Origin of the sequence: Mycobacterium sp. (assembly GCF_019247635.1) — a bacterium.
Lineage (GTDB): Bacteria > Actinomycetota > Actinomycetes > Mycobacteriales > Mycobacteriaceae > Mycobacterium.
In genome coordinates this window covers 1-12,153 of the sequence record NZ_JAFBAR010000097.1, presented here as the reverse complement: position 1 = coordinate 12,153, position 12,153 = coordinate 1, and the positions used below count along the sequence as shown (strand labels likewise).

Genomic DNA, 12,153 nt, shown 5'->3' with positions numbered 1-12,153 from the left:
GGCCATGTTCGTCGAGTCGGACCGCCGCGCGGCGGCGGTGATCGAACGCAACATCGCCACCCTCGGCTTGCCCGGCGCCATCCTGCGGCGCGGCCGCGTCGCCGACATATTGGCCGCCGGTGCCACCGCGGCGGTCGATCTTGTGCTGGCGGATCCGCCCTACGACGTCGTTGCGGGCGAGGTCGAGCGCCTGCTCACCGCGTTGACGGCTCACGGCTGGGTGCATGAGGGAACCGTCGCCGTTGTCGAGCGCGCAACTGGTAGTCGAGTGTTGAGCTGGCCCGACGGGTGGGATGCCTGGCAGCACCGGGTTTACGGCGACACCCGCTTGGAGCTGGCCGAATGGGTCCCAGCCACCGTGTAGCGTCATCGCACATGAGCGGCGCGGTATGCCCGGGATCATTCGATCCGGTGACGTTGGGCCACATCGATGTCTTCGAGCGCGCCGCCGCCCAGTTCGACGAAGTCGTGGTCGCAATCCTGGTCAACCCCGCTAAGAAGGGCATGTTCGATCTCGGCGAGCGGATCGCGATGGTCGAGGAGTCCACGACACACCTGCCCAATCTGCGGGTTGAGGCGGGGCAGGGCCTGGTAGTCGACTTCGCCAAAGCCCGTGGGATCAATGCCATTGTGAAGGGTTTGCGCACCGGCACCGACTTCGAATACGAGCTGCAGATGGCACAGATGAACAAGCATGTGGCGGGCGTCGACACGTTCTTCGTCGCGACCGCGCCGCGGTATTCGTTCGTGTCGTCGTCGCTGGCCAAAGAAGTCGCGACGCTGGGTGGCGACGTGTCGGAGCTGTTGCCCGAGCCGGTGAATCGCCGATTGCGCGAACGGCTTTCGCATGAGTGAGGCGCAAGCCGTCGTCGGCGAATTCATGAAAGCCATTGCCGAGGAACGGTTCGATGAGGCCGGCGCCCTGCTGCATGACGACTTCGTCGTCCATGAGGCGGGTGGGATGCCGTTCAGCGGCGAATACCACGGTCCGCAAGGCTTTTTCGACCTTTACGCGAAAATGAACGAAGGTTTGGAGCTGACGCCTGGTGAGGCCATCCAGTACCTTCTGGCCGAAGACACGGTTGCGATGCGCTTCCGGCTGAAGTTCACCGCGCGGGCGTCGGGAAGCAGCCTCGAGATGAATCTGGTTGAGGTCTACACGGTTCGCGGCGGATTGATCGTGGACCTCGACGTGTATTACAAGGATCCGTTGGCGATCACCGAGCTTCTGCAGGCCTAGCGCTCGATTTGCCGGTTGGGTTACCGTCCCCTGCAGAAGGGACAACGATGTCGGAGACCGTGTTGATTACCGGCGCCTTCGGTCTGGTCGGGCCGGAGACCGTCAGGCGGTTCGCGGCCGACGGCTGGCATGTGGTTGCCGCCGCTCATCACAATGCCAACGAACGATGGCCGGCGGTCGTAGAAACCCGACGGGCTGACCTGACGGAGCCCGCCCAGGTCGAGTGGTTGGTGTCCGAGGTGAAACCCACCGTGATCGTTCACCTGGCGGCCGTTATTCCGCCTTTGGTCTACCGTGACGCCAAGCTCGCGCGCAAGGTGAACGTCGATGCCACCGCCGCGCTGGTGCGGGCCGCCGAAAGCCAACCGGATCCGCCACGCTTCCTGCATGCGTCTAGCGCCGCCGTCTACGGCGGACGCAACCCCTATCGCTACTCCGAACGGCTTGGCGTGGACACGCCCCTTCGACCGTGCGAGCTATACAGCGGCCACAAGGTGGAAGCCGAACAACTAGTGCGGGCCTCGGGCCTGGCCTGGGTGGTGTTGCGGCTCGGCGGCGTGCTCAGCGTCGACCCGTCGGCGATGCCCTTCAGCTCCGACATCGTCTACTTCGGCAGCGCGGTGCCGACCGACTGCAGGGTGCACTGCGTCGATACCCGCGACGTCGCAACGGCATTCGCGACGGCCGCGCGGGCCGACGTCGTCGGGGAGATTCTGTTGATCGCCGGCGACGAGTCGCTGCAGCTGCGGCAGGGCGAGATCGGATCGGCCATGGCGGCCGCTCAGGGCATGGTCGGGCTGCTGCCGCAGGGCCGGCCCGGCAACCCCAACGGCAGCGACGCCGACTGGTATCTCAACGACTGGATGGATGTCGCCCACGCGCAGCGGCTGTTGAACTTCCATCAGCATTCGTGGCCCGACATGCTGGCGGAGATGCGCGCACGGGCCGGATGGAAGCGCTACCCGATGCGGCTCGCCGCGCCCGTGGCCCATCAGTTCATGAAACGCCACGGGGCCTATCGCAACATGCCCGGCGAGTACGCCGATGTGTGGACGGCCCTGCGCGCCAGGTTCGGCGAGACGGCGGTGGACACCGCGTGACCTGTGCGGCCGGTATCAGAAGACGATCGTCTGGTTGTGGTGCACGATGACGCGATCCTGACAGTGCCATTGCACGGCGCGGGAGAGGACCGCGCGTTCGACGTCGGCGCCGACACGCACCAGATCGTCGACGGTGTGATTGTGGTCGACGCGAACGACGTCTTGTTCGATGATCGGTCCCTCGTCGAGGGCCTCGGTCACGTAGTGGGCGGTCGCGCCGATCAGCTTGACGCCGCGTTCTCGGGCGCGCTTGTACGGGGATGCGCCGGTGAAGGCGGGCAGGAACGAATGGTGAATGTTGATCAGCGGGCAGCCGATCGCGTCGAGAAACTCCGGGGTCAGCATTTGCATGTAGCGAGCGAGTATCACCAAATCGACGTTGCCGCCGAGCAATTGGAGCTGACGCTGTTCGGCTTCTGCGCGCGTGTCGCGGGTGGCGGGGATGTGGATGAACGGCACGCCGAAGGGGCGTACCCGCTCGGCCAGCTCGGGATGGTTGGCGATCACCATGGCGACCGACATCTCAAGTTCGCCACGACGGTTGCGCCACAACAGATCCAGAAGGCAGTGGTCCTCTTTGCTTGCCATGATCGCGACCCGTTTGGGCTTGGCCGCCTCGGTAAAGCGGTAGTCGATGTCGAACTCGGCGGCCACGGTGCTGCCGAAGTTGCGCTGCAACTCGTCGATGGCTGCGGTCAGGCCGGGCAGGTGAAAGATCGCGCGCTGCAAGAACGTTCCACCTTCGGGCGCGGTGGAGTGTTGATCCAGGGAAATGATGTTGGCACCGGCGCCGGCCAGGAACGCGCTCACCGCGGCGATGATTCCGGGGCGGTCGTGACAACGCAGTAGTAGCCGACCGATATCGGTCGGCGGTGGGGGACCGACGGGCGGTCGCGGATAGTTGCCAGACATTGCCGCGGGTCAGGATACCGCCTTGGTTAGCGAATCCGGTGGCTACGGGTCGTCGTCCTCGTCGTCTTCAGTGTCGGCCCTGAGCATTTTTTCCGGGTGGTGGAACGTGTTTGTTCTGGGCTGTCCGTAGTCCAAGTGGGGTGGCGGAATCCACTCCGTCTCGCCGTGCGTGTTTTTGCGGGTGCTCCAGCCGCCGGGTTCGACGAGGGGGTGGTCGGCGCCACAGGCCAGGGTGAGTTCGTTGATGTCGGTGTGGTGGGTTTTAGCCCAGGGCTCGACGTGATGGACTTCGGTCCAATACCCCGGCACGTTGCACCGTGGCCGGCTGCAGCCGCGGTCCTTGGCGCACAGGACGATTCGCTGTGCCGGGGAGGCGAGGCGCCTGGTGTGGTACAGCGCCAACGCTTTGCCTTTGTCGAAAATGGTGAGGTAGTGGTGTGCGTGGCCGGCCATCGCGATCACGTCGGACATCGGCAGGATGGTGCCGCCGGCGGTCAACCCGTGACCGGCGGCGAGTTCGAGGTCTTTGAGTTCGGCGGTAACGATGATGGTGGCCGGTAACCCGTTGTGCTGACCCAGTTTCCCGCTGGCCAGCAGCGCGCGCACCCCAGCGTTGAGCCCATCGTGCTGGCGCTGCCCTCGAGAACGGAGATCACGGCGTGCGGTCTCTTCGGGGGCGGGGCCATCGACTATCGGGGACTGGTCGTCGGGGTTGCACATGCCCGGGGCGGCCAGCTTGGCCCAAAGGGCTTCGATGCCCGCACGCAGCTCCGGGGTGATCCAACCCGAAATCCGCGACATCCCGTCGGTGTCTTGCTTGCCCAGTTCCAGTCCGCGGCGCCGCGCGCGGTCCGCGTCGGTGTAGTCGCCGTCCGGGTGCAGGCAGTCCATCACGTGGTCGGCCAGTTGGGCCAGCTCGTCAGGACGGCAGTGAGTCGCTTCCTGCGCGAGGTTGGCGTGGGCGTGTTCGCGGGTGGCCAGGTCGACGAAGCCGGGCAGCTTGCGGAGAAACTTGCGGATGACCCGCACATGTTCGCGTCCGATCTTTCCCTCACGCTGGGCGGTGGCGGTGGCCGTTAACACTGGCGGCAGCACTTCCCCGGTCAACGCGCGGCGTGGGCCCAGGTCGGCGGCCTCGTCCACGCGGCGGGTGGCCTCGCCCCGGGTGATGTTCAACCGATCGGCCAGGGCGTGCGGCAGCCGGCCACCCAACGCCGTCTCGTCGGCCTGCTCTGCGAGCTGATTGATCAGCGCATGCCCGGGCGCCGCCAACGTGCGTGCCTGCTGTTCGAGGTTCGCCAAATACGCTAACCGCTCCGGGGTGGTCAACACCTCGAAGCTCAGGCCGCAGACGCGCGACATCGCCGCGCGCAGCGCGTCGAACGCCTCCGCGATCTCCTCTAGGCTGCTCGAATGCATGTTCGAATTCTACGCCGGACCCCCGACACTACGGCGTGCGTGCAGCGCTAGCTGTGGATGAGCGCCCGAGTCTGGATAAACCTGCGGCCACGAAGGACAACTGGCCTAGCCGCCGTTAGTGACACCCCTGGCTGTGATCGTGGTGCTCGGCATCAGGCGAGCCATTCATCATGCGCAGCATCGGCATTCCGCCCGAGGTGACGAACCGGACCGCGAGAACCACCGCGAGCGCAAGGAACGCGACGTTGAGCCAGGTGGTGTAGTTCCACGAAATCCCGGCGGTCATGACGATCGCGCTTCGCGTGGTGGGAATGAGATGTGCCGTGCCAAATAGCAATTCGACGATATAGCCGGCGACCACCATCGCGACGTAGAAGGTGCCCAGCAGCGTCAGCATCATCCTGGTGCCGTAGTACTTGCGGTAGATGTTGAGGATCGGCAGGATCAGCAGGTCGGCGAAGATGAACGCGATGACACCGCCGAAGCTGATGCCCCCGTTCCACAGCACCGCGGCAAGTGGCACGTTGCCGATCGAGCAGACGAATGACAGGGTCGCCACGATGGGTCCCACGATCGGTCCCCACAGCGCCGACCAACCGGGGTGATTCGCCAAAAAGAAACTCTGCCAGAAAGTTTCGGGCACCCACGCGCCGATGGCGCCGGCGATGAACAAACCCACCACCAGGTCGCGCAGGATCGCCAACCACTCCATCACGAACACGTGTGAAACCGACGTAAAGCCCTGCGGAGACAACAGCCGTCGCCAAAATGCGCCCTCGCCGCCGACGGACATGTCCATGGCCGCGTGCCCTTCCATGGATCCCGCGATGCCCTTGTCCGCCTGCTCCCTGGCGGCCTCGATGAGTCGGGTGCGCACGAACAGCCGGAACAGGACCGCCAGGACCACGATCATCAGCGGGCCGCCGACGAACTCCGCCGCGGTGAATTGCCAGCCCATCAGCAGAGCCAGGATGATGCCCAGCTCCACCACGAGGTTGGTGGAGCCGATCTCAAAAGCCATGGCGGCGGTGAAGTTAGCGCCCTTGCGGAACAGCGATCGGGCCAAGGCCACCGCGGCATACGAACACGACGACGACGCGGCCCCAAGCCCGGCTGAGACCGCCAGGGTGCGCGGCCTGTCGTCGCCCATCAAGGACACGATCGTGGCGCGGCGCACGACGGCCTGCACGGCGGCCGACAACGCGAAGCCGAGGATCAGTGCCCACAGAATCTCCCAGGTCATCGACCCCGTCAGCGCCAACGCGTGCCCGACCGCACGTAACGCTCTGTCTGCCATTGGGTCCTCCGATTTGTGCTGTTCCGCAGAGTCGGCTCCACGCCGTGCGGCTGATTGTACAATACCCCACGGGGGTATCTGCGTACGGCCGGTCGGGTTCGAGCGTGGCTTATTCCGGTGTCGCGGAACGCTTTTCGATCCAGTACCGAGTGTGCTGCCATGGGCTGGCGGGTATGTCGGCCAGGCGGGCACCGGGGGGGTCCGGCGCGCTTTTCCCGATCGAAGCGAGCTGGGTGTGAAAGGTGATGGTGTCGTCGGTGTCGCGGTGCAGCGTTCCGACGCTTCGGTAATCGCTGCCGAGGGTTTTGCTGATGACCTGGGTCAGCAAGGGGTGGGTACTGATTTCGATGAAGGTGTGATGATCGGCACCGGCCCGGATGACGGCCTGCGGGAGGTGGGCCTGGTTAGTCACGTTGGCGGCGGCCCAATGCTGGGCATCGAAAGCCACTGGGGTGTCGAAAGTTTCGTAGGTGGTGGAGATGATCGGAATCGTGGCGGTGCGTGGGCTCAGACCGGCAAGCTCGGAACGCATCGCGGACTGCAGCGCATCCATGGCGGCGTCGTCCGAGGTCATCAGCCGCGCACGGGCCGCGCTCACCCGCAATCCTTCGGCCGGCGTCAGTGCCCCGGCCACCACCGCGGCGGCCACCTCGCCCAGGGAGTGGCCGATGACCAGGTCGGGATGCACCCCGTAGGAGCGCCACAGTGCGGTCAACGCCAGTTGCATGCCGGTCAGGCTCAGATAGATCTCTTCGATGCCGACCAGCTCTGAGCTGCTTGCCAGTACCTCGTACAGCGAAAAGCCGGCCTCGCGGATCAACATCGAGTCGAGTTTGGTGAGGGCGGCGTCAAAAGCCGGCTCGTCAGTGATCAGGTGGCGTGCCATGCCGACCCACTCCGAGCCGAGCCCCGGGTAGACGAACACGGTGCCCGGCCTCGGCAAGCCATCCTGCAATTCGGCCTCACCGGGAGCGGGCTTACCGGCAGCGGCTGCGCGCAGCGCCGTCACTGCCTGCGCGTGGTCGCGGGCCACCACGGCGGCGACCGTGGCATAGCGGGTCCGGTGATTGAGCGTGTACGCGATATCGGTCAAAGGCGTTGCGGCACCTGGTCCCTCAATCCAGTCGGCCAGCGCGTCCGCCCACGCGGCAACTCGGCGCGGTGTCTTGGCCGAGACCACCAACGTCGACACCAGCGGCTCGGGCGCACGCCGCGCCGGTGACACTTTTCGGGCCTGCTCGATCACCACGTGTGAGTTCGTACCGCTCGAGCCGAACGCCGACACGGCCGCGCGTCGCGGACCCGACCCGGCAGGCCACGCGACACCCTCAATGGGGACGAACAGTCGAGTCGACGAGGCGTCAAAGTTGGGGTTCCAGTGAGCGAAATGCAGGTTGCGCGGGATGTATCCCCGGCTCACCACCAATATCGCCTTGATCAACCCCGCCACCCCGGCCGCCGCCTCCAGGTGTCCCAGGTTGGTCTTCACAGCCCCCAGCGCACAGCCGCCGCCACCGCGGCCGTAGGTGGCCGCCAACGCCTCCAACTCGACGGCATCATCCAGCGGCGTCCCGGTTCCGTGCGTTTCGACGTAGCTCACGCTGTCCGCTGCTGCCTCGGCCTGCCGCAGCGCGGCGGCGATGACCTCCCGCTGCGCTCGCGGATCGGGCGTGGTGAACCTGCCGGTTCGGCCGCTCTGGTTGATCGCCGAACCGCGGATTACCGCGAGCACCCGGTCACCGTCCGCAGTGGCCTCGGACATCCGCTTGAGCACCACCACCCCGCAGCCCTCGCCGCGCACCAGGCCGTCGGCCGCGGCGTCAAAGGTCTTGCACCGACCGGTCGGCGACAGCACCGAGCGCTTGGCGGCCGCGATCGACGCGAACGGTGACAACGCCAGCTGCACCCCTCCGGCCAGTGCCAGATCACTTTCCCGCAACCGCAGAGATTGACAGGCCAGGTGCACTGCGACCAACGACGACGAGCCGCCGGTGTCCACTGCCAGGGCCGGGCCGTGCACCCCCAGCAGAGAGGACATCCGCCCTACTGCGGCGGCGTGCGGGGTTCCGGTGCTCGTGTAGGCGTCGATGTCCGCCTGTTGCTCGACGTTGAGGATGGAGTAGTCCCAGCTCGACAACCCCATGATGACGGCGGTGCGGGTTTCGGCCAGCGACTCGGGCGGCAGGGCGGCGTGCTCGAGCGCTTCCCAAGCGATCTCGACCAACAACCGGTGCTGCGGATCCATCGCCGCGGCTTCCGCGGGGGAAATGCCGAAGAACTCGGCATCGAAGCCGGCGACGTCGCCCAGAAAGCCCCCGCATTTCGTCGTCATCCGGCCCGGCTGTTGCGGGTCGGGGTCGTAATAGGCGGCGGCATCCCATCGATCTGGCGGCACCTCGTGCACGGCGTCTCGGCCGTCGACAAGCAACTCCCAGAAGGTTCCGGGGCCGTCAACGTTGCCGGGAAACCGGCATCCCATCCCGATCACCGCGATCGGCTCGCAAATATCGGTCGGGAACGCCGTTCCCGCCCGAACCAGCTCGCGCGCGAGCATTTCGCGTGCCTTCGGCGACATTTGGGCCGCGCGATCGGCGAGGCTTGTCATTGCTCGGCGCCCTCCATTGCAGCTTTCAGCTGGGCGTCGTGGCCGGCACGCAGCCGGGCCGTGCACACAACATGGTGATCATCGTGGTCATCGGAATGGTCCGCCGCAGGGCCCCCGATTCCGCCGGCCAGCAGCATACCGCGCCCGCCGGAATGCCGGCCCGGACCGTCGAGCGGGGCTCTCGGGCAAACTGGCTCGCCAGCATCGCCGCCGCGGTGGGAGCGGCGACGATACGCTGTGGGAGATCGTGTTGGAGTCCGGGAGTTCGGAAAGCCCAAGCGCAGCAAATTGGGTCCGACACACCGACGTCGCCACCGCTGTCACAGAGGTAACACCAGGCACACTGGTAACAACAGAATCTTGCAGGATGCCAGGAGGGTATGGCCGTGTACCGAGTCTTTGAAGCGCTCGACGAATTGAGCGCCATCGTCGAAGAAGCCCGCGGCGTGCCGATGACCGCCGGCTGCGTCGTCCCCCGCGGCGACGTGCTGGAGTTGGTCGACGACATCAAGGATGCGATCCCCGGCGAGCTGGACGACGCGCAGGACGTGCTCGACGCGCGCGATTCGATGCTGCACGATGCCAAGACGCACGCCGATTCCATGGTCTCCTCGGCGACCACCGAGTCCGAGTCGATGCTGAACCACGCCCGCGCCGAGGCCGACCGGCTGCTGTCCGACGCCAAAGCACAGGCCGACCGCATGGTGGCCGAGGCCCGTCAGCACAGCGAACGAATGGTCGGCGAGGCCCGCGAGGAGGCGATCCGCATCGCCACCGCGGCCAAACGGGAGTACGAGGCCAGCGTCAGTCGCGCCAAGTCCGAGGCCGACCGGCTGATCGAAAACGGCAACATCTCCTACGAGAAGGCTGTCCAAGAGGGCATCAAGGAGCAGCAGCGCCTGGTCTCGCAGAACGAAGTCGTGCAGGTGGCCAATTCCGAAGCAACCCGGCTCATCGACACCGCGCACGCCGAGGCCGACCGGTTGCGCGGCGAATGCGACATCTACGTCGACAGCAAGCTCGCCGAGTTCGAGGAATTCCTCAACGGCACGATTCGTTCCGTCGGCCGCGGCCGTCACCAACTTCGCACGGCGGCCGGCACGCACGACTACGCGACCAGGTAGCGCGACGCGGCAGGGGACGCCGCGGAACTCAGCTGGACGGCCAAAGTGGCGCCGGGCGAAGGGGCGCGCCCCGTAGGATCTGCCCTATGGCGCGGCAGCAGCATAGTCCCACGGTGCAGCGGCGTCGGAGCTCGCCGATGGTTGTCGACATCGCCCGGTTGGGCCGGCGGCCGGGCGCGATGGTCGAGTTGCGGGAGACCGTAGCCAGCCCGTTGCGCATCGGACTGGAACTCATCGCGATCGAGCGTGGGGCGCCGCTGGACCTGGACCTTCGCGTCGAATCGGTGTCCGAGGGCGTGCTGGTGACCGGAACCGTCACCGCGCCCACGGTCGGCGAATGCGCCCGTTGTCTGGGTGCGGTTCAGGGCCGTGTGGATGTCGCCTTGACCGAGTTGTTCGCGTATCCCGAAAGCGCCACCGAGGCGACCACCGAGGAGGACGAGATTCCCCGGGTTGTTCACGACACCGTCGACCTCGAGCAGTCCATCATCGATGCCGTCGGGCTGGATCTGCCGTTTTCGCCGGTGTGTCGGCCGGACTGCCCGGGCCTGTGCCCCGAATGCGGTGCTGCGCTGGCCGCCGACCCGGGTCATCACCATGACCGCATCGACCCGCGGTGGGCCAAGCTGGCGGTGCTGCTGGATCCCGCACAGGAGACCGACGCCCCCGGCACGCAGGGGGGTGAGCGGTGACGGGAACGCGACGAATCCTGCTCGACGCGCTCGGTATCGACCTGCCCGATGAGCTGCTGTCGCTGGCGTTGACGCATCGCAGCTATGCCTACGAGCACGGTGGCCTGCCGACCAATGAGCGGCTGGAGTTTCTCGGCGACGCCGTGCTGGGGCTGACCATCACCGACGAGTTGTTCCATCGCCATCCCGATCGCTCCGAGGGGGACCTGGCCAAGCTGCGGGCCAGTGTGGTCAATACGCACGCACTGGCCGACGTGGCGCGCAAACTCTCCGAGGACGGTCTGGGCGTTCACCTGCTGCTCGGGCGCGGCGAGGCGAACACCGGGGGAGCCGACAAGTCCAGCATCCTGGCAGACGGCATGGAATCGCTGCTGGGCGCGATCTACCTGCAACACGGCATCGAGTCGGCCCGCGAGGTGATCCTGCGGTTGTTCGGCCCGCTGCTGGACGCCGCCCCCACACTCGGCGCCGGGTTGGACTGGAAGACCAGCCTGCAGGAACTGACCGCGGCGCGTTCCCTGGGCGCACCCTCGTATGTGGTGACTTCGACCGGCCCGGACCACGACAAGGAGTTCACGGCCGTGGTCGTCGTCATGGACACCGAGTACGGGACGGGCGTGGGCCGCTCCAAGAAGGAAGCCGAACAAAAAGCTGCGGCGGCCGCCTGGAACGCGCTGGACGTACTGGACAGCGCCGTTCCCGGTAGCTAATGCCGGAACTGCCCGAAGTCGAGGTCGTGCGCCGCGGCTTGCAGGCGCACGTGGTGGGCAGGACCATCACCGCGGTTCGGGTGCACCATCCCCGCGCGGTTCGTCGGCATGACGCCGGTCCCGCCGACCTGACGGCCCGGCTGCTGAATGCGCAGATAACCGGCACGGACCGGCGAGGCAAGTACCTGTGGTTGACGCTCGATACTCCCGACGGTGCCGCGGACAGCGCGCTGGTGGTCCACCTGGGCATGAGCGGGCAGATGTTGCTCGGAACGGTCCCGCGCGCCGAGCACGTCAGGATCTCCGCGCTGCTGGACGACGGGACGCTGCTCAGCTTCGCCGACCAGCGAACGTTCGGCGGCTGGCTGCTCGCCGATCTGGTGACGGTGGATGGCAGCGTGGTCCCGGTGCCCGTTGCGCACCTGGCGCGCGACCCCCTGGACCCGCGGTTTGACGCCGACGCTGTGGTTAAGGTGTTGCGGCGCAAGCATTCCGAGCTGAAGCGTCAGCTGCTGGACCAGACCGTGGTCTCCGGGATCGGCAACATCTACGCCGACGAGGCGCTGTGGCGGGCCAAGGTCAACGGTGCGCGGATCGCCGCCACGCTGACCCGCAAGCAGTTGTCCGCCGTGCTGGCTTCGGCCACCGAGGTGATGCGCGAAGCGCTGGCCAAGGGCGGGACGTCGTTCGATTCGCTGTACGTCAACGTCAACGGGGAGTCGGGTTACTTCGATCGCTCGCTGGACGCCTATGGTCGCGAAGGCGAACACTGCCGGCGCTGCGGCGCGGTGCTGCGTCGCGAAAGGTTCATGAACCGCTCGTCGTTCTACTGCCCGAAGTGTCAACCGCCGCCGCGCTTTTCGCGTCAACGCGGATAGGGCTCGAAGATGTCGCGGTACACGCGTCCTCGGAATCCTTGGGACAACGCCGGGTCGACGAACCACTCATGGGCGAACAGCAGGCCGAACGCCTGGGGTGGCAACCGAAGCAGGAGCCCGAACATTGGCGCGCTCGTGCCGCTGCTGCCGATCTGTGAGCGGTGGGCGGCGAACGC

The 12,153-nt window shown here is 66.5% G+C and carries 12 protein-coding genes and 1 pseudogene; 8 read left to right on the top strand and 5 right to left on the bottom strand.

Annotated elements, in window-relative coordinates; genetic code table 11:
* From JO236_RS16105 to JO236_RS16090, 4 genes are all read left to right on the top strand, one after another.
* On the top strand, positions 1-364 hold a 364-nt coding region (locus JO236_RS16105; protein ID WP_293332221.1), incomplete at its 5' end, for an RsmD family RNA methyltransferase.
* Between the two features lie 11 nt (positions 365-375).
* Positions 376-855, top strand: a complete 480-nt coding sequence (gene coaD, locus JO236_RS16100; protein ID WP_293332218.1) for a pantetheine-phosphate adenylyltransferase — start codon at positions 376-378, stop codon at positions 853-855.
* Positions 848-1,240, top strand: coding sequence for a nuclear transport factor 2 family protein (locus JO236_RS16095; RefSeq protein ID WP_293332215.1), 393 nt, complete (start codon positions 848-850; stop codon positions 1,238-1,240). Before coaD ends, JO236_RS16095 begins: the two co-directional genes overlap by 8 nt.
* A gap of 47 nt (positions 1,241-1,287) precedes the next feature.
* On the top strand, positions 1,288-2,340 hold the full coding sequence (locus JO236_RS16090; RefSeq protein WP_293332212.1) for an NAD-dependent epimerase/dehydratase family protein: 1,053 nt from the start codon (positions 1,288-1,290) through the stop codon (positions 2,338-2,340).
* 15 nt (positions 2,341-2,355) lie between these two features.
* Here JO236_RS16090 and purU read toward each other — a convergent pair whose 3' ends face one another.
* The 4 genes from purU to JO236_RS16070 form a co-directional block, all read right to left on the bottom strand.
* Positions 2,356-3,252 carry a formyltetrahydrofolate deformylase gene (gene purU / locus JO236_RS16085; RefSeq protein ID WP_293332209.1) on the bottom strand — a complete coding sequence of 299 codons (897 nt, stop codon included), beginning with the start codon at positions 3,250-3,252 and terminating at the stop codon, positions 2,356-2,358.
* A gap of 42 nt (positions 3,253-3,294) precedes the next feature.
* A complete protein-coding gene (locus JO236_RS16080) occupies positions 3,295-4,671 on the bottom strand; it encodes an HNH endonuclease signature motif containing protein (RefSeq protein ID WP_293332206.1) in 1,377 nt (458 codons plus the stop codon).
* 115 nt (positions 4,672-4,786) lie between these two features.
* Entirely contained in the window at positions 4,787-5,968 is a 1,182-nt protein-coding gene (locus JO236_RS16075; protein WP_293332203.1) for a permease, read from the bottom strand.
* Positions 5,969-6,077: 109 nt separating this feature from the next.
* A complete protein-coding gene (locus JO236_RS16070) occupies positions 6,078-8,573 on the bottom strand; it encodes a type I polyketide synthase (protein WP_416362264.1) in 2,496 nt (831 codons plus the stop codon).
* A gap of 386 nt (positions 8,574-8,959) precedes the next feature.
* Here JO236_RS16070 and sepIVA point away from each other — a divergent pair, with 386 nt between their 5' ends.
* From sepIVA to mutM, 4 genes are all read left to right on the top strand, one after another.
* Positions 8,960-9,697, top strand: a complete 738-nt coding sequence (gene sepIVA / locus JO236_RS16065; RefSeq protein WP_293332224.1) for a cell division protein SepIVA — start codon at positions 8,960-8,962, stop codon at positions 9,695-9,697.
* An 86-nt stretch (positions 9,698-9,783) separates the two neighbouring features.
* A complete protein-coding gene (locus tag JO236_RS16060) occupies positions 9,784-10,389 on the top strand; it encodes a YceD family protein (protein ID WP_293332200.1) in 606 nt (201 codons plus the stop codon).
* Positions 10,386-11,099 (top strand): ribonuclease III, encoded by a 714-nt coding sequence (gene rnc, locus JO236_RS16055; protein WP_293332198.1) that lies wholly within the window; start codon positions 10,386-10,388, stop codon positions 11,097-11,099. Before JO236_RS16060 ends, rnc begins: the two co-directional genes overlap by 4 nt.
* Positions 11,099-11,977 carry a DNA-formamidopyrimidine glycosylase gene (mutM, locus tag JO236_RS16050; protein WP_293332195.1) on the top strand — a complete coding sequence of 293 codons (879 nt, stop codon included), beginning with the start codon at positions 11,099-11,101 and terminating at the stop codon, positions 11,975-11,977. The genes rnc and mutM overlap by 1 nt, the downstream gene beginning before the upstream one ends.
* Here mutM and JO236_RS16045 read toward each other — a convergent pair.
* Positions 11,965-12,153: pseudogene (locus JO236_RS16045) on the bottom strand (hypothetical protein); the annotation flags it as partial. The gene mutM and the pseudogene JO236_RS16045 sit on opposite strands and share 13 nt — an antisense overlap.